At 37.4% G+C, this 18,150-nt stretch carries 15 protein-coding genes and 7 pseudogenes; 2 read left to right on the top strand and 20 right to left on the bottom strand.

What is annotated here, in order from left to right; all coding sequences use genetic code 11:
• Nucleotides 1-20 precede the first annotated feature (20 nt).
• Nucleotides 21-185: pseudogene (locus J7E63_RS27790) on the top strand (ATP-binding protein); the annotation flags it as partial.
• 152 nt (nt 186-337) lie between these two features.
• Here J7E63_RS27790 and J7E63_RS30695 read toward each other — a convergent pair.
• From J7E63_RS30695 to J7E63_RS29970, 20 genes and pseudogenes are all read right to left on the bottom strand, one after another.
• The gene (locus J7E63_RS30695; protein ID WP_374193809.1) at nt 338-721 is read right to left on the bottom strand and encodes a DDE-type integrase/transposase/recombinase; all 384 of its coding nucleotides are present in this window, start codon (nt 719-721) and stop codon (nt 338-340) included.
• Nucleotides 722-847: 126 nt separating this feature from the next.
• Nucleotides 848-1,030, bottom strand: a complete 183-nt coding sequence (locus J7E63_RS27780; protein WP_215018385.1) for a hypothetical protein — start codon at nt 1,028-1,030, stop codon at nt 848-850.
• Nucleotides 1,031-1,280: 250 nt separating this feature from the next.
• A complete protein-coding gene (locus J7E63_RS30690; protein WP_215018389.1) occupies nt 1,281-1,541 on the bottom strand; it encodes a helix-turn-helix domain-containing protein in 261 nt (86 codons plus the stop codon).
• Between the two features lie 176 nt (nt 1,542-1,717).
• Nucleotides 1,718-1,891, bottom strand: coding sequence for a hypothetical protein (locus J7E63_RS27770; protein ID WP_176541128.1), 174 nt, complete (start codon nt 1,889-1,891; stop codon nt 1,718-1,720).
• Between the two features lie 443 nt (nt 1,892-2,334).
• Complete coding sequence (locus J7E63_RS29975; protein WP_308160402.1) at nt 2,335-2,547, bottom strand: YolD-like family protein; 213 nt, start codon at nt 2,545-2,547, stop codon at nt 2,335-2,337.
• A gap of 330 nt (nt 2,548-2,877) precedes the next feature.
• Nucleotides 2,878-3,236 (bottom strand): annotated as a pseudogene (locus J7E63_RS30685) (DDE-type integrase/transposase/recombinase).
• Nucleotides 3,217-3,291: a DDE-type integrase/transposase/recombinase gene (locus J7E63_RS30680; RefSeq protein ID WP_374102948.1), complete on the bottom strand. Its 75-nt coding sequence runs from the start codon at nt 3,289-3,291 to the stop codon at nt 3,217-3,219. Before J7E63_RS30680 ends, J7E63_RS30685 begins: the two are co-directional and overlap by 20 nt.
• Nucleotides 3,292-3,866: 575 nt before the next feature.
• Entirely contained in the window at nt 3,867-4,178 is a 312-nt protein-coding gene (locus J7E63_RS27755) for a carboxyl transferase domain-containing protein (protein ID WP_215018383.1), read from the bottom strand.
• Between the two features lie 100 nt (nt 4,179-4,278).
• A pseudogene (gene pyc / locus J7E63_RS27750) lies at nt 4,279-7,741 on the bottom strand (pyruvate carboxylase).
• A gap of 59 nt (nt 7,742-7,800) precedes the next feature.
• Nucleotides 7,801-8,028 (bottom strand): annotated as a pseudogene (locus J7E63_RS27745) (FtsW/RodA/SpoVE family cell cycle protein); the annotation flags it as partial.
• A 512-nt stretch (nt 8,029-8,540) separates the two neighbouring features.
• Nucleotides 8,541-8,729: a 4-oxalocrotonate tautomerase gene (locus J7E63_RS27740; protein ID WP_215018379.1), complete on the bottom strand. Its 189-nt coding sequence runs from the start codon at nt 8,727-8,729 to the stop codon at nt 8,541-8,543.
• A 59-nt stretch (nt 8,730-8,788) separates the two neighbouring features.
• The gene (locus tag J7E63_RS27735) at nt 8,789-9,577 is read right to left on the bottom strand and encodes a 2-keto-4-pentenoate hydratase (protein WP_215018377.1); all 789 of its coding nucleotides are present in this window, start codon (nt 9,575-9,577) and stop codon (nt 8,789-8,791) included.
• A 44-nt stretch (nt 9,578-9,621) separates the two neighbouring features.
• The gene (locus tag J7E63_RS27730; RefSeq protein WP_214712696.1) at nt 9,622-10,401 is read right to left on the bottom strand and encodes a 2-keto-4-pentenoate hydratase; all 780 of its coding nucleotides are present in this window, start codon (nt 10,399-10,401) and stop codon (nt 9,622-9,624) included.
• Nucleotides 10,402-10,526: 125 nt separating this feature from the next.
• Complete coding sequence (locus tag J7E63_RS27725) at nt 10,527-12,014, bottom strand: aldehyde dehydrogenase (protein WP_215018375.1); 1,488 nt, start codon at nt 12,012-12,014, stop codon at nt 10,527-10,529.
• A gap of 613 nt (nt 12,015-12,627) precedes the next feature.
• Nucleotides 12,628-12,921: an SRPBCC family protein gene (locus tag J7E63_RS27720; RefSeq protein ID WP_214712700.1), complete on the bottom strand. Its 294-nt coding sequence runs from the start codon at nt 12,919-12,921 to the stop codon at nt 12,628-12,630.
• Between the two features lie 1,049 nt (nt 12,922-13,970).
• Nucleotides 13,971-14,704: pseudogene (locus J7E63_RS27715) on the bottom strand (globin domain-containing protein); the annotation flags it as partial.
• 308 nt (nt 14,705-15,012) lie between these two features.
• A pseudogene (locus J7E63_RS27710) lies at nt 15,013-15,276 on the bottom strand (transposase); the annotation flags it as partial.
• A gap of 736 nt (nt 15,277-16,012) precedes the next feature.
• A complete protein-coding gene (locus J7E63_RS30675; RefSeq protein WP_168246131.1) occupies nt 16,013-16,129 on the bottom strand; it encodes a hypothetical protein in 117 nt (38 codons plus the stop codon).
• A gap of 220 nt (nt 16,130-16,349) precedes the next feature.
• A complete protein-coding gene (locus J7E63_RS27700; RefSeq protein WP_251033813.1) occupies nt 16,350-16,880 on the bottom strand; it encodes an SDR family NAD(P)-dependent oxidoreductase in 531 nt (176 codons plus the stop codon).
• Nucleotides 16,811-17,029: a hypothetical protein gene (locus J7E63_RS29970; RefSeq protein ID WP_308162035.1), complete on the bottom strand. Its 219-nt coding sequence runs from the start codon at nt 17,027-17,029 to the stop codon at nt 16,811-16,813. Before J7E63_RS29970 ends, J7E63_RS27700 begins: the two co-directional genes overlap by 70 nt.
• Before the next feature lie 708 nt (nt 17,030-17,737).
• Here J7E63_RS29970 and J7E63_RS27695 point away from each other — a divergent pair.
• Nucleotides 17,738-17,890: pseudogene (locus J7E63_RS27695) on the top strand (IS3 family transposase); the annotation flags it as partial.
• Between the last annotated feature and the right edge of the window lie 260 nt (nt 17,891-18,150).

The following is an 18,150-nucleotide window of genomic DNA, read 5'->3' as shown; positions in this document are numbered from 1 at the left end:
TAATAATTCACTTTTCATAAGATGAACTTGGCTATGTACCGTTTACGAAAATTGGATCTGAACTCCTGTTCCAATTCTTTGCCGGTCGTTATAAACGTACTAGCGTTATGATAACTACGAATCTAGAATTTACGGAATGGACGTCTATATTTGGAGATAAAAAAATGACTGTAGCCCTTCTAGATTGACTAACCCATAGGGCTCATATTCTCCTTGATCTGCCCCCGAAAAGTTGGACAAAAATATTAGGATGCTTTCTCGGTGTTAAGAAGCCTGTACTTTTCAGGGCTCTTTCCACCGAGCTTTTTTTAATCCGATCGTTATTGTAGTAAATTATCTAATCTGATGCAGCCTGAGCTACCTCCCCATAAAATAGATATTCATGAGAATAAACTGTTTCACATTTCAAGCGTGACATACTTTGAAAAACACGATGTTCTTTAAGCTCTTTGACCCAGCTATGGTGTTGATATTGAAATCCTTGATCCGAATGAACAGTTGTTCGATAAGGAAGTACTGGAATTGATTCCAAGGCTTCATGTAATGGTTTTAAGGCAAATTTCACAGTAGGATGTAGGTCAATGTTAATGGCAAAGATCTCACCAGAGTAAAGGTCCATGACTGGTTCAAGATAACAGCGGTGCTCAGTGGATCTATTTCCCCAGCGTAATTCTGTAACATCTACTGTAAGCTTTTGATAAGGTCTATCTGTTTTAAACAGACGATTCAGCCGATTAGGTGCAATTTTCCCAACTGTCCCTTTATAAGAGTTGTATTTACTTTTTTCTTTGTATATGCATGGGACTGTAGGTGTTGCTCTTGCATAACACGTTGTACTCTTTTGTGGTTAACTTTCCATCCACGATTTTAATTCCAGTGTTACGCGACGATAACCATATGCTGGGTTATCAGTCTTGATAGCTTTAATCTCTTCAATTAAGTCCCAATCACTCTGTTTTGATTCTTCATGATTTTGATAAAAGAAATACACACTTTTAGGAAGGTCGACGACCTTTAAAATCTCAGTCAAACTATATTTTTGCCGTAATTCAGTTACTACTTACACTTGCTTTTGTCGGTATCTCCTGGTTCCTACATTAAGGCTTGTAGCTTTTTTAGGTACTCATTTTCAATCCTTAACATTCGAATTTCAAGTTGTAGTTTTTCGACTTCAATAGATTCTTCCCCTGGTTATGTTTATGATTAGTTGTCATATCTTTAGGTCTTCCTCTCCGAGTGAACAGAGCTTCGACACCTTTCTCTTTGTATTTTTTCTCCCACTACCAAATTGTACTAGGTGTAGATAAATCAAAATGAAGAGGAGTTTCGGGTAATGATGCTCTGTTACTACACATCCATTCGAGTACTTCCAACTTTAAGTTACCATCATAAACACTTTTAGAACTTCGTATATTGAATGCTTTATCCCCATATTTTTTGTAGCGATTTACCCAATCAAGTATAGTTTGAGGACTACCAATGCTAAATTTCTTTGCCAGTTCTCTTGATCCTCCCCCTCCTTCTAAATACTCTGATACAATCTATTTTCTAAAATCACTTGAAAACTTTACCATATTAAAAACCCCCTTAAGTTGGATTATTAGTCCAACTTAAGGGGGTAACTTCATTAAGTTGCCTTTTTCTAATGCTAAAATATTGTTTATTACAGTGTTATTTACTGCTAAAAAAGTTACCTTCCCTCCGAAAAGAGAACCCGTTACTTTTCCTCCTGGCTCCTATTTGTTGAAACTGGATGAATTACATAATAGAATCCTAAAATACTTTCAATCTCTCCTATGTCTAAATATTCATCTGATGAATCTTTAAGCACTATCTGTGCATCTTGAATATCCAATTTCTCTAGTTTTTCAATGAGTTCAGATACTGTCATTTTTTATTTTCCTCCATATTTATTTTATAAAATTATAATACCACAGACTCTATTTATCGTATAAATTACCTTTAGAAATCAAACAGGAGTCTGCACTTTTTTTATGTTTGGATAATTTATTGCAAAACAAGGTAATCAAGTTCATCGTCAATTTAGAAAAGCTACAAATGCAAAACATATTTTTCCTAATTATGATAGTTTAAGAAAAAATATCTATCAAATTGGTATAAATATCCCCTACAGTCAATATGTTATTCCCTTTTAATTTTAGGAAATATATAATTTTAGACCTGATAAAATAGTCCATCGTAAATCATACGCAAATTTTACTCTTTTCTTCTATGAAATACTCCTAATTGGTATATTTGAATATCTTCCTAATCAACGCCAAGCACTCCAACTACGTCAGCAAATGCCACTCGCTCGATTTCACCTGGTTTCACTTAATTGCGGAGCTGATGCGTAAGAGGATCCACGTATTGAACACGACCAGTTATATCTATAATAAAGCCGTCAGTCCATTCGCTAATATTTATCTCAAGATTAGATTCCATTGCGTAAGCTATGCGCAAATCAAACTTCTCCGCCTCATATTCGTGGATGATCGGTTTAGCAATCCGTTCAGTATCCCGCCACAAATTACGCTGCGTCTCCACCAGTTCAGGCAATTGAAATGCGGGTTACCATTTAGCCATACCGCGGTCATGTATCGCCATACAAATCTCCTCCTTTATTTTTATTCACACGAACAAATGTTCTAAATATAAAATAATAATAAAATTCCATTCACCGCTGTTTTACGCTCCTAAGAAAATTTTGTAAAATAAACATCAAACGGGAAGACGAACATTCCAGCAAAATCAGCAAAGAACGTTCGCCTCACTTTTATTACTTATTAGAGTCACACTTATGGTGGTTCTGGTGCAAAAATAAAGTAAAAATGAAAGAAAGCGTATCTATTCCTAACGGAGTCATGTGTTATGTTGCTAGCTCAAACAATTGATGAATGAATTCTTTCTGATTTTGAACAGACTGATGCCGTAAAGATCAATTTGTTCTTTTTTAATCATGTGCATAGCTTCCACTCCTGAAAGAATAGAAGTAGCCGTTTCAATAGATTTGAAACCTGACATATAGCGAAATCGCTTTTTAATGAACCGATGTTCCTGTTCACGATGTTGTTTAGATATTTTATTTGCCTTATTTGGATGTCTTTCGGTACTTGTTTTTCTTCTTTTAGCTCCTTAATGGCTGATGGATAAGCTGGGTTCTTATCTACTGTAATGCCACGTGGCCTGGAAACATGCAAAAAAGCGCTTGGCTTCTTATTTATCTTTTGATTCACTTAGATAAAAATCAATGGTATTCCCTTCTGAATCAACTGCACGATATAAATACATCCATTGGCCTTTTACCGAGATATACGTCTCATCTACTCTCCAAGAATCGTTTGTTTTCTTAAAGTGACGGCGAACTCTCTTATCTAATTCAGGCCCATATTGATGGACTCAACGCATTATCTTGTTGTGGGTAATAGAAAAGCCCCGCTCCTCCATTATTTTTACTAGGTCACGAAAGCTTAAATTGTACCGGAGGTACCATCTCACTGTAAGCATGATAATTTCTGGCAGATAATGTTTACACTTAAAAGCACTTGGCTTAGTCCTACTGACTCTCCACATCCTTTTTAGATTAGTAGTATCAGTATATACAAGTTTAGGAGATTACTAACAGATTAATTGAAGTTTTTGCACCAGAGCCTTTAATACTACTTTAAAGAAATTAAATATTTCTTGAATCTATAAAACCTATCGGTTGGTGAAAAAAGAACATTCCTATCAAAATGGAATGTTCTTTTGTTTGACCTATACCGTTTCTTTAATAAAACTCTCTTTATTTAATCTCAGAAACTTAATCGCATTTTCTCCAAGCATTTGTTTCTTTTCCACATCCGAAACATTTTCCAGCATTTCGACTATTTTTCCCGGCGGGCTTCCCACAGCAGGAATGGATACTCTGTACCCATGATAATATGATCAGCACCAAATTTTCCAAGCATAAATTGGAGATTGCGCGGATCGTAAACGAGCGTAACGTAATAGAGTTTCTTCGCATAATAGCTTGGCGGTTTTGCCATCTTATTTTGGGAAAAATAACTCAGTAATTTTCTTTCCTGATTTAAAACTTCAGGTTCAGTCTCAGCTGAAAAATGGGCACAACTGCTTATCCTCGAATGTACTTTTGCACCACCGAGATTTTCGGCAGTAAGTTTGCTTTTTCGATGCATACTAGAAGAGTAGAAAACAGGAATTGGAAAATCACCTTACATGTCAGTTTGTTGCCATATAAGGCAGCCGATTTAATTTTTCCGTTATAAAGTGAGTTTCTTATGACTTCGAAAATTCAATTAATAAATCTCCTGTTTGAATCGAATCACCATTTAATACATAAATATCCTTGACAATCCCTGAGAACGGGGCTTGAACGGTTGTTTCCATTTTCATTGCTTCCGTAATCATTAAATGGTCACCGCGTTCTACCTTTTCACCTATCTCAACGAGCACTTTCACTACTGTTCCCGGCATGGAAGCAGAAATATGATTTTCATTTTTCAAATCTGCTTTCACCCTGGCAGTTACTGTGGTTTTTATACTTTCATCCTTTATGACCACTTCACGAGGCTGGCCGTTTAGTTCGAAATAAACGACCCTTGTTCCATCCGCCTGCGGTTGTCCGACGAAATCAAGTTTCACTAAAAGTGTTTTACCGGTTTCTATTTCCACTTCAATTTCTTCACCTAAGCTCATTCCATATAAGAAAGTTGGCGTATCAAGTACAGATAAAGCTCCGTATAAATCAACGGTTTTAATATATTCACTAAAAACTTTAGGATATAATGCATATGCAATAACCTCAAAGTTTGTAACCGGCCGGCCAAGTTCATGAAATAAACCATCCCGGATGGCTTTAAAATCAACGTCTTCAAGCAATTCTCCCGGTCGAACCTCTAATGGTTTTCTCCCTTTTAAAATCATCTTTTGAAGCTCCTCTGGAAATCCACCGTATGGCTGGCCAAGGTAACCTTGGAACATTTCAACAACGGAATCAGGAAAGTCAAGCGAATCTCCTCTTTTTATAACTTCCTCTTCTGTTAAATCGTTTTGCACCATAAACAGAGCCATATCGCCAACTACCTTTGAAGACGGGGTGACCTTGACAATATCCCCAAACATACGGTTTACCCTGGCATACATTTCTTTAACCTCATCCCAGCGATCACCGAGTCCAACCGCCTTTGCCTGCTGCTGAAGATTACTGTATTGCCCGCCGGGCATCTCATGCTGGTAAATTTCCGTATGAGGAGCGATCATTCCGCTCTCAAAATCTTGGTAGTACTTACGAACATCCTCCCAATAATGGGAAAGCTGTTCAAGTCCTTTAATATTTAATTCGGGCCTTCTTACATTTCCTTCAAGTGCATAATAAAGAGAGTTTGCGCTTGGCTGCGATGTTAAGCCGGCCATCGAGCTCAACGCCACATCGACAATGTCGACACCTGCATGAATGGCTCTTGCATACGTAAAAATCCCATTTCCGCTCGTATCATGGCTATGAAGATGAATCGGTATATCAATGGTTTCCTTTAATTCAGAAACAAGCCGGTAAGCAGCTTCAGGCTTCAACAGTCCTGCCATATCCTTTATTGCTAAAATATGGGCACCTTTCTGCTCCAGCTCTTTTGCAAGCGACTTGTAATAATCCAAATTATATTTTGTTCTATATGGATCTAAAATATCGCCTGTATAGCAAATCGTCGCTTCAGCAATTTTCCCTGATTGCCGGACAGCATCAATGGCCGTTTCCATTCCTTTTGCCCAGTTTAGGCTGTCAAAAATCCTGAAAACATCAATTCCGGAATAGGCTGCTTTTTCGACAAATTCCCTTATTACATTATCCGGATAATTTTTATACCCGACCGCATTTGACCCTCTAAACAACATTTGAAATAAAATATTCGGTATTTTTTCTCGCAAACTTAATAAACGTTCCCATGGATCCTCTTTTAAAAATCGATAAGCCACATCAAAGGTTGCTCCGCCCCACATTTCAAAAGAAAACAGGTCCGAAAGTAATTTGGCCGACGGTTCAGCTATATACAGCAAATCCGTTGTCCGAACCCGCGTTGCTAACAATGATTGATGCGCATCCCTAAAGGTAGTATCCGTAAACAGAACCTTCTTCTGATCCTTCACCCACCGGATGAGTCCATCTGTACCTTTCTCATCCAATATTTGCTTTGTACCGTTTGTGGTTGGCATGTCATATTTCAGCTTCGGAATTCTTGGCTTAGCAAAAACAGGTTTTTTCTTTTTCTTTTCGATGCCAGGGAAACCATTGACGGTGACATTGGCAATATAATTTAGCATTTTGGTTCCCCGGTCTTTTCTTACCGGAAACAGGAAAAGCTCAGGTGTCTGATCAATAAAGGATGTGTCATATTCATTTAATAAACTTTTCATGTTTAACGACATTCTCAAGAAAAGGAATATTCGTCTTAATTCCCCTTATCCTGAATTCACGCAAATTACGGACCATTTTGGCAGCGGCGTTTTCAAACGTTAACGCCCTTGTTGATAATTTGACAAGCAATGAATCATAGTACGGAGTAATCACACTGCCAGTAAAGGCATTACCGGCATCAAGGCGAACCCCAAATCCGCCGCCGGAACGATAAGCCATAATTTTCCCTGTATCTGGCATGAAATTATTTAATGGATCTTCTGTTGTTACCCGGCACTGAATCGCATAGCCGTTTAATTGAATTTTGCTTTGTTCCGGTACACCAATCACATCACCGTGTAGATCATGCCCCTCCGCAACCAAAATCTGTGTCTGAACAATATCAATCCCTGTAATCATTTCCGTAATGGTATGTTCCACTTGTACTCTCGGATTCACTTCAATAAAATAAAATTCCTGTCCTGCAACCAGAAACTCCACTGTACCTGCATTCACATAGCCGACGTTTTTCATTAGCTTGACAGCTGCATTACAAATAACTTTACGTAATTGTGCGGAAATTGATACGCAAGGTGCCACTTCAACAACTTTTTGATGGCGCCTTTGAACCGAACAATCGCGTTCAAAAAGATGAATAATGTTGCCATGCTTGTCCCCAATAATTTGAACTTCAATATGCTTTGGATTTTCAATTAGTTTCTCGATATATACTTCATCATTACCAAATGCGGCCTTTGCTTCGGACTTCGCCCGTTCAAACGCTTCCTGCATTTCTTTTGCATCTCTGACAATTCTCATGCCCCTGCCGCCGCCGCCAAGAGCTGCCTTAATCATAACCGGATAACCAACCTGTTCTCCGAAGGCAATCGCTTCTGTCAGGCTGTTGACCGGGCCATCGCTGCCGGGAATCACAGATATTTGGTCAAGTTCAGCTTGTTTTCTTGCTTTTACTTTATCCCCAAACATATCAAGATGCTGAGTTTCCGGTCCGATAAAAATAAGCCCTTCTTCTTCACACCGTCTGGCAAAATGAATATTTTCCGATAAAAATCCATAGCCGGGATGAATAGCGTCAACCCCACTTTCTTTAGCAATCTCAATGATTCCTTCAATATCTAAGTAGGCATCAATTGGCTTCTTCCCCACCCCGACAAGATAGGATTCATCGGCCTTATAACGATGAAAAGAACTCGAGTCCTCTTTCGAGTAAATCGCTACTGTACGAATATTTAATTCCGTACATGCCCGAAAAACTCGAATCGCAATCTCCCCTCTATTGGCCACTAACACCTTATTAATCTTAACTATCACCTTTAACACCCCAATCATATTTTAAAAAGCGCAAAAAAAAATTTTTCCTGTACAAGGAATGAATATGATAAACATTGTTACCAGATCCTGTTTGTATTTCTTTCATAATTAACAAACATAGAAACGTTAACCAGTATACCTGTAACAATCGCTAATTGAATGAGGGATGAACCGCCGTAGCTGACAAATGGAAGCGGGACCCCCGCAAGCCGAATGAATCCGGAAATCCCGGCAGGGTTGATAATAACTTGAGTTCCAATCATGCTAGAAACCCCAATTGTCAGCAAATTTCCAAAGGAATCTTTTCATTTTAATGTAAATTTTCTCTTAGTGCGAAACCAATTAAACAATTTACCCTTGGTTCATTTAATATTTGTAAAATCTTTTAAAGAAACCTTCACCGATGTCTGCAATGTTTTTATAATGAGTTTGCACCTGGAAGATAGACCTGAAAACAATGGATTATCATGATTAAAAAATTAGTTAATGAAATGATTAAATCAGACAGATATAAAAAATACCAATTCAACAAGATGAATGGGTATGCCTTCAAATCTATTTCTACTATGGCTAATCATAACGATATGAGTGCATAACAAGAAGAGGTGTAGCGAACCTCCCTTAAGGGGATGTCAGTACCTCAGGTATATCGACAAACCCGAATATTTTCGAATTTGTCGACAGTCTGAACTCCCTTTCAAAAAATATAGGGAGTTTTAATTTTTTAATTCTAAGGTTGTGAAAAATTACCTTTATAAAAACAACTAATAGTTTGTCAATTTTCTAGAATACAGTTACTAGACTCATGCTTATTCGTTTATTTTTTTTCAGAAACCGGTACACCGGCAACTCCCCAATGAGTTTTTGGCATTTCATTTACCAATACTCGAACGCTAGTTTTTGGTGCAACTAATGTTTCAACAACAGTATCAGTAATATTTTCAATTAATGCTTTTATTTTTTCAGGTGGTCTGCCTTCCATAATATTTACTTGAATAAGTGGCATGATAATTCCCCTTTCATAAATTATATTTTCCTATTGTAATATGTTTTAAAATTGATCATTTATTCACCAACAGAGAAAGTTACTTCGCCCAGGCCATCAAATTTACCTGAAACAACGTCGCCAACTTTTAACAATATTGCACTTGTTAAGGCTCCCGATAAAATGATTTCGCCTTTTTTAATTTTATCTCCTTTTCTGGCGAGCATGTTTGCCAATACTGCAATGGCATTGGCAGGATGTCCTAAAACGGCAGCGCCAGCGCCCAATTCTTTAATTTGGCCATTAATCGATAAAGTTGCCCCTACTAATTCAAGTTCAAAGTCATTTGGTTTTCGAAGTGTATTACCGAATACGACCCTTGAAGTAGATGCATTATCAGCAATTACATCAGTGTGGGTAAAGTTAAAATTTTCATAACGGCTGTCAATAATTTCAAGTGCTGGTAAAACATACTCTGTTTTAGCTAACACTTGTGAGCCGGTAATTCCAGGTCCTTCAATATCCTCGCCAATCAAAAACGCAATTTCTGCTTCCACTTTTGGATGGATCAGATCAGAAAATGGAAGAACACCACCGTTATCGATCAACATATAATCAAACACATATCCGTAAATTGGCTCAGTAACGCCCATTTGTTCCCACTTCGCCTTGCTTGTTAATCCCATCTTAGGGCCAATGATTCTTCGGCCCTCGTCTAATTTTTTTTGAACAAGCAGTTCCTGTGCCTGATAAGCTTCCTCAACTGTTAAATCAGGTTTAAACGTCTTAGTTACCTTTACAACTTCACGTTTTTCTACTTCCGCAGCAACTAAGTAATCAGCAATTTGTTTAATAATATCACTTGCCATTCCTTTTCCTCCTTTGATCCAGATTCAGTATCTATTTAAGCCAATTATTTAAAGTTAACGCTTACTTGACCAAGATAAGCAAATCTTGCTGTAAAATTGTCGCCCGGATTAACGACAACCATGCCGGAAAGTGCACCCGAAAGGATTACTTCACCTGCTTTAAGAGTAATATCATAATCTGCTAAACGATTCGCCAGCCATGCAACACAAGTTGCCGGATTTCCAAGTGCAGCGGCTCCAACACCTGTATTGGCAACTTCACCATTTTGCAAAAGTACCATGCCCATTAATTCCAGATTAATATCTTTAATTTTTGTAGGCTTACCACCCAATACAAATAATCCGGATGAAGCATTATCAGCGACCGTGTCTGGTAGCTTAATTTTCCAATCTTGTATCCGACTATCAACAATTTCTAAAGCAGGAACAACATAATCTGTTGCTTGCAGCACATCAAGAACAGTCACATTCGGACCTTTTAAATCTTTCTTTAAAATAAATGCAATTTCACCTTCTACTTTCGGCTGAAGCATGGTTTCACAAAAAATAGTACCGCCATTTTCAACGACCATGCTGTCTAATAGATGTCCATAGTCAGGCTCATCAACACCCAACATTTTTTGTACAGCAACAGAGGTTAATCCAATTTTTTTGCCAACAATTTTCTGTCCTTCAGCTAGCTTCTTTTTAATATTTTCCAATTGAATATAATATGCCTCATCGACAGTAATTTCTGGATCTACTACAGATAGCGGATTAATTCCAACGCGGCTTTTTTCAGCTTCTAATAATTTAGCAGCAAACTTTTCAATTTTACAAGTCAATTGAATATATCCTTTCTATTATAAATGTATTTTGACACTGTTTAGTATAAGCTGAGAAACATTCAAAAAAGTTGCACGGTATATCTTATTTAAACCGTGCAACATATCCATGTTAAAAACTAAAATTAAAGTTTAACACAAATATTAGTTATTTCAGTGTAGAATTCCCAACTGTGACTACCGCCAACACGACCTAGTCCACTGTCTTTCGTACCTCCGAATGGAGTTCTAAGATCACGTACAAACCAGCAGTTGATGTAAGATAAACCTGATACAATTTTTTGGGCTACACGGTGTGCACGACGGATATCGTTAGTCCAGATTGTGTTACTTAAGCCCATCCGAGTATCGTTTGCTGCCGCAATCACTTCTTCTTCTGTGTCAAATGGAATAACTGTAACAACCGGTCCAAAGATTTCTTCACGAACACAACGAGATCTGTCATCTAGACCAGTAATGATGGTTGGTTCTATGAAATATCCTTTATCCAAACCATCAGGGCGCTTACCTCCTGTAACGAAAGTACCGCCTTCTTCTTCAGCAATTTTCAGGTAGCTCATTACTTTATCATAGTGTACTTTGGCGACTAATGCGCCTTGATCATTGCTCATATCAAATGGATCGCCAACTTTTAATTCTCTTGTTTTAGATGCAAATCTTTCTACGAATTCATCAAAAATTTGGCGTTCAACATAGATTCTTGAACCGCAGACACAAACTTCCCCTTGATTTGTAAAACTTGATCTAATGGTTGTTGCCACTACTTCATCAATATCCACATCTGCAAATATAATGTTAGGGTTTTTACCGCCTAATTCGAAAGAAAGCTTTTTTAGTGTAGGCGCAGCTTCTGCCATGATTTTAGCACCTGTAGATACTTGCCCGATAAAACCGATACCTGCAATGTCAGGGTGTTTGTTGATTGCACTTCCAGCACCAGGTCCAAAACCGTGAACCAAGTTTACAACTCCATCCGGAACACCAGCTTCTTTAAGAATTTCCATTAATCTTGTTGCAGTCATTGGGGTTAATTCAGATGGCTTAATCACTACTGTACATCCTGCAGCCAAAGCTGGAGCTAATTTCCATGTTAATAAGAATAATGGAAGATTCCATGGCTGGATTAATCCAACTACTCCAATCGGGCGGCGATATCCGTAGTTAAGCGCATTGTGAGTTTCATCTTGGTATGCCTCTGTTCCTATAGAAATCATGTAATCTGCAAAAAAATGGAAGTTTGCTGCTGCACGAGGAGCATCAACATGACGTGAGAATTTAAGGTGCTTACCAGTATCTAATGATTCTAATTGTGCGATTTCTTCTTGTCTTGCTTCAAGAATGTCACCAACTTTGCGGATAATTCTTGAACGTTCATTTACAGTCATTTTTCCCCATGGGCCTTCTTCAAAAGCACGTTTAGCAGCTTTAACAGCTAAATCAATATCTGCCGCGCTTCCTTCTGCAACTGTACCATAAACTTCCTCGGTTACAGGGTTCACGTTATTAAACGTTTTTCCATTTACAGATTCAACAAATTTACCGTCGATATAATGTAAACAATCAAATGGGTTTACGATAGGTTCAACTACTGTTTTAGTTTCGACTTGCACCATTCATAATTCCTCCTTGGTTTTGATTTTAATATTTTCTAAATATAGCGTTAATGCTTACATGTTTTATGTTAATGCTTATTTGTTTATGGAACTTTCCACTTCACTTAAAAGAGTTAAAAAAGTGTGCGTCTGACCCAACCTAAATTATAAGATAATGCTTACTTTTCCGTGCGGACGGAGACTGTCTTGCTTTAGGATGACTTTCTTGGATTGAATCTTTAATTCTTCTTTTTCTTTTACCAAGATGTATTCGTTGACTCCGACGTAATTGTCGAGCACTTCACGTTTTGTGGGATAGGTTGAGTAAATGCAGCTTACCTTACGGCATCCCCTTCATTACTAACGATTCTTACATTCGTGATATTGTGAAGAGTGGTCGAGTGTGGATATTCTACATGGGCCTCTTTTTTCAATAATCGTAACGCCCCTGTTCTAGACGGGCTCGATCATCATGAACGAAGAAATTTTTTAAAGTCCGCATCAGGATTTCCGATGGTCGGAATCACATACGTTCCATTGCTTGCTAATAATGTAGCTCACTCCTTTAGCTTAAACTCATCAAGAGGTTCCGCCTCATGGACTAAAAGATCCTCAATTTCCTGACGTGTTATGTTCATACTTTCACCTTCCCAGCTTCTTCATTTTTGCTTTCCGCTGCTGTCCTCCGTTTATCCCATTCACGCCAAAAGGAACGCATTTGTTCTTCATCCGTTGCTTGGAGAATTTCCCTGTTCATTCCTTTGGAAATATCATTCCATCCGACTTCTTTAGTATTTAAAAAGCCTTCCTGGCATAGATCAAGTGCTTCATTATCATCCGGAGTCGCAAAACCGCCTGGCCTTAAAAACTCTAAATAGCTGGTCTGATTCCTTCTTGTCGAGACTATCAAATGCACGAAAACTAGCATCGAACCCGGGCACCTCAGCCAAATGTAATCGCATCCAAAAGTTAACCCAACGTGCTAAGGTAATCAGCGTCTAATGTATTTTTCAGATAATATCAATATTTTAAATTGTTAATATTTAAATATTGAATATTATCTTGATTAATTTAATTTTAAATCTTTTGACCATGTAATTCTAATCGAAATTATCTTTCTTCTAGCGCCCGAATTCAAGATTTTATTTATATATAAACACAATGAATACGCTGTTAATAATATAGTAAACCATTGTTTCTTCTAGTTACATTTCGATTAAATGGGATTAAACATACCATTCAATATAATTTTTGTATCAATCCGTTTTGCAAGTGGTTCGGAAAGCTACAAACACGATTTACTGCGGTCAAGAACAAACCTTATCGGTACAAGCTCATCCGGAAAGCGGGACACAAATCAATTCAATGTAACTTGTGACGCTATATATCCTAATCAAGGTATGACATTCGATTGCGCCACCACACCCTATTCTAATTAGAGCATCGCACAGGAAGTAGAACACTGAATCCGTATTAATTCTGTGAAGGATGTTGTGTCTGAATACCAATTTCATAAGGAAACGTGTGTAAATTCAGATAAAAATCCAGTTGAACATCCTTCCTATTTCTACAAAAGAGAAAAAAGCAAAACTTGCACGCAGCGATGGCAGTGTAAAGAGTGTGGGAAATATGATGCCGACCAGAAGAAAACATCCACCTTTAACCAAAAATGAAATGGCATCCTGCCGTTATTCATCAAGCTATTGGTAAATAAAATGCCAGTTTCAAAAACTATTGATGTTCTAGGTATTGGGGTAAAAACTTATTATAGTAAATTGGAATGGGTTTATCGCAGATACTTAGAATTTTTGGACGACACGAACAGAAGCCATTACAAAACAAATGCTATAGTTATATAGGTTGAATTTGTATGCAAGCCTTCAATATAGTTATCTCTGCGGTTGAATTTATCGAGCTTAGAATTTTTCCCAATGTTGATGTTGATTGAAAAAAATACTCTTCAGAATATTAGTCTCCACCGCCGCTTAACAGGACAACAGGTGATTTTTTATCCAAATCCAGGACAAAGTCCCCGGCAGTGCACTTACTTGAAGAATGTCTCCCTCCTCCACATGGTCATGAAGATAATTTGATACCTGGCCGTCAGGATTTGTGGTTCCCGCCTCACGTTTGACGTTGATTCGATAATAGTCTTTTCCCGGAGCATCAGAAAGGCTGTATTGACGAATATGTGTATACTTTTCACCTTCGATTTTTAACTTTATGCTAATATATTGCCCTGGCTGGAAGCTGACAAATTCCTTATAATCTTCGGGTTTTAAATAAAAAGAGGTGATAAGGTCGCTTTCCACTACTTTCCGCTCAACGATGAAAGGTCAGAACCCGTCCCATCCGCCATTTTGATTAGACGCTTGTTTGTACAATTCAGCTTCTACATTAATAAAGGTAACGGCAATTTCTTTATAAGCGTCTGTCCATGCATCGATAATTTCGTCTGTTGCTGCATAACCCAGCACATCCTTGATTGCTAATAGCAAGAATTTTCCTACGATGATTGGATAATGTTCCGGTTTAATCCCGAGACTGCGGTGTTTGTGGGCAATTTGGTTCACAACAGGAAGAATGGCAGAGAGGTTATCGATGTATTTGGCTGCAGCATATACTGCGCTTGCAAGTGCCTTTTGCTGTTTTCTTTGTTTTTGGTTTGCATGATTAAATATATTAAGGAGTTCAGGGTGTGCTCCAAACATTAATTGATAAAAACGGGTTGTAATTTTTTTCTTCTCTAACACTGGAACAGTTGATTTTACAAGCTCTATTTTTTTTGATCTAACAAATTAAACACTCCCTTTAAGTTATTACTATTTACAAGGTGTTATTTTAAAACACTTCATTCCGGGACTATGTGATATAAATCACATATTTTCGAATATAGTCGTAAGAGCCACAAATGGGGCTTATTAGCTAATTTGTTAATATTAATTTCAAAATTGGAGGGGAACAAGAACAAGTTCTTCCTCTATTGTTTCTCTTATCCTTAACGTTACGATTAAGGAAGCAAGGTAGGTGTTCCAACAATTTGTGTGTAAACAGGATCTATAGTTAATTGATCTGCAGCGTCATCTTCGGAATACCCAGCAATGATTTGATAAATCTTTTGGCATTTAAGGGTTTCATCTGAATGAAGTTAATAGGCCCTTGAATCATTCAGTTTTATGTGCTCTCCTAAAGTCTTCGAAAATCCGATTTTTCATCGAATTCTCTAAAGAGAAATTCACCTGTATCGGGAGGAAAGAGATCCTCCATCACTTGACAATTTAATTTTCCGGTTGAGAGCAAGAGTTACTTGCGTTAAAGAATCCTTTCTGTGTGGTTTTTGTGTGGTTACTTAAACTCTAATAGAAGTGGATTCTTTTTTCATTTTTTTAGCGCAAACCAAATTGGGTGAGAAAGTTTATATACAAGGCTATAAGCTTAAATCTTAAATTACTATGAATGAATCAGATTAAATGATATTTTTTCTCTAACGCTAAGAAGAAGAAATAATTTTAGTTCCGCCTGTTTGCCACAAAAGGAACATGTTTTTTTTGTTTGGGCAGGCACTTTTTTTACATGTGGAACAGGAAGTAATTCCAATCCTTTTGTGAGATGTTCTTTACAAACCATTACCATAATGAATGCTCCCTTCTAATTAGACTCTACTCGAGCAAAATAAGTAAATAGGTTGGTTCTCCCCCCACCTGATGAAACAGTTGTTTTAATCCTCCTAGGAAAATTCTGTAATTTGACTTGGAATAGGATAGGCAAAACCCGTATTTCTTCTGACGAGGCGACAGGATTCACTTTAGGTTACAACCTGTCTGTTAATTTGCAAGCACTCTCAAAGAGTTACTTTGTCACAGGGATTCAACCTTAGCCACCAGTTACCTGTCAGCTACCGAGAAGTCTTGGCAGTTGGACTTAAACCAACTAGCAATTAACGGCTTGCTGGGCACCAAATAAGGAAGAAGTTAGAAGACCTTAGGCTCCCTTACCCCATAAAGAATAATGAAATTAAACTAATTTCCACTGTTATTTTTCTGTTGCGAGGCTCTTGGCTTTTGCAATTTCTGCAGCCATACCCAAATCATGTCTTCTTGACCGCCAACAAACTTACGTTTTCCTAATCTAACGATTTATTAAGATCCGTCACGCTTAACACAACATACCCCAACTTTTAATAGCGAATCATTCGAAAACCTCCTAATATTTTAGGGGGTCTGACACCCACTGGTTCACCGCGGTAATCCAGCGTGGGTCAGCTCCAAAATTTGTCTACAAATTATAAGATGATACTTACTTTTCCGTGGGGGCGGAGACTGTCCAATTTGAGAATGACTTTCTTGGATTGAATCTTTAATTCTCCATTTTCTTTTTCAATGATGTATTCGTTGACCACGACAAATTGTCAAGTACTACACGCTTCGTACGGTAGGTAGAGAAATTGCATCTAACTTTTACGGCATCCTCTTCATTATTAACGATTCTTACATTCGTCACATTGTGAAGAGTAGTGGAGTGCGGGTATTCTACATGGGCTTCTCTTTTCAGTAATCGTAACGCCCGCTGTTCTAAATTTTTGGCGAATTCTCTTCCTAATCCGGAAACAATGGCATAGACCCCGCCCTTTGCAGCATTATAGGCTGCATGGTCCCATAAACCATTGCGAACAGAATCTGCCCCTATGTTAATAATCCGTCCGTAATTTTGTTTCACCATATGCGGCAACACTCTGTAACATGACCACAGCATAGTCCAGAGGTTGCGGTCAATTGTTGTTTTTAAGGTTTCCGGTGTTTGTTCAAGGAACGGGAGAATCACGCCTCCGCCGGAATTATTGACAAGAATGTCGATTTTGTCCCATTTATGTATGGCTTTTTCAACCATCTAGATAACGTTTTCATCTTTTGATAGATCACCAATAAAGTAGTCTGTTCCCGCCCTGTTAATTGGGCCACTTCCTCGGTGACTTTCTTCGTACGTTCCGGATTGGTTCCTGTAACCAATACAGTCGCACCTGCTAGTGATAAACCAATTGCAACCGCTTTCCCAATTCCTTGTGAAGAACCTGTTACATGGCTACTCTCCCTTCCAAAAGATAGGCTTGTGATTGACTCGACGACTCGACATGCTAAAATCTCCTCTTTTCCTTGTAATCTCTTTTTTGGTTTGTAAAGAAAAAGGTCTGTTTCCTTTTTGTCGTGACTATCAAATGCACAAAAACTAACATCGATCCGGATACCTCAGCCAAATGTAATCGCATCCAAAACTTAACTCAGTGTGCTATGGTCAAAAAATGTTAATATTTAAATATATCGGAATATTATCTTGATTAATTTAATTTTAAATCTTTTCCCCATGTAATTCTAATCGAAATAATCTTTCTTCTAGAGCCAAAATTCAAGATTTTATTAATATATAAACCAATGAATACATTGTTAATTCTAGTGCAAGGAAATGTTTTAATAGGAATAATGACTAGACTTCGTTGTCCTGAGTGAGTTCTAAAAAACATTTAATTAAAAAAGGGTAAGGGGAGTTGGAAATCAAAAATAAAACCACGAATAAACAAAAAGACATCTTTCTATTTAAATCCTTCCAAATTTATTTTTTTCCAAAAAAAAAGCCGTTCTCCCTATAAAATGTACCCTAATAGAGTACTTAAAAAAAGTCTACCTAGAGGGTACATTTTTGTATAATAAAGAAATACAACTCAGCGAACTAAACATGGAGACGGATTAATTATGAGTAAAAAGATCTTCACAGAGAAAGAGATCAAGTTGCAATCAGCTAATAATTACGTTAAATCTGTAAGCTCAAAAGGAATCACCTATACTGATCAATTTAAGCATATATTTATTGTGGAAAAAGAGAAGGGCAAATTCGCAAGAGAAATTTTGTTGCTGTTTGTACCATCTTGTTTTCTCCTCCTAATATGGCTCTGATTTTCTAAATAAGAATTATTAATCAATACAGTAATATTTTCTCCTTATAGATCCCGTTATTGACTTACAACTATAAAAAATATTTTTAAAAAACCGCCTTTTTATAAATTATATTCTATTAGATATTTCAATAGCTTTTTATTACAATATAAACATTCGGAAAATTCTCATATATCTAAAATATTTATTTTCTGAATGTTTAAGACAAAGGG

The sequence above is a fragment of the Bacillus sp. ISL-75 genome (assembly GCF_018613095.1).
Note: the sequence above shows the minus strand (reverse complement) of the source record. Positions and strands in the feature narration are given on the sequence as shown.

Coding starts and splice junctions, on each gene's coding strand:
- J7E63_RS27770 (WP_176541128.1), bottom strand. CDS start 1,891: ATGACAGTATCTGAACTCATTGAAAAACTAGAGAAATTGGATATTCAA.
- J7E63_RS27755 (WP_215018383.1), bottom strand. CDS start 4,178: ATGCATCGAAAAAGCAAACTTACTGCCGAAAATCTCGGTGGTGCAAAA.
- J7E63_RS27700 (WP_251033813.1), bottom strand. CDS start 16,880: ATGGTTGAAAAAGCCATACATAAATGGGACAAAATCGACATTCTTGTC.
- J7E63_RS27735 (WP_215018377.1), bottom strand. CDS start 9,577: ATGGCAAGTGATATTATTAAACAAATTGCTGATTACTTAGTTGCTGCG.
- J7E63_RS27740 (WP_215018379.1), bottom strand. CDS start 8,729: ATGCCACTTATTCAAGTAAATATTATGGAAGGCAGACCACCTGAAAAA.
- J7E63_RS27720 (WP_214712700.1), bottom strand. CDS start 12,921: ATGCTAGTTTTCGTGCATTTGATAGTCTCGACAAGAAGGAATCAGACC.
- J7E63_RS27725 (WP_215018375.1), bottom strand. CDS start 12,014: ATGGTGCAAGTCGAAACTAAAACAGTAGTTGAACCTATCGTAAACCCA.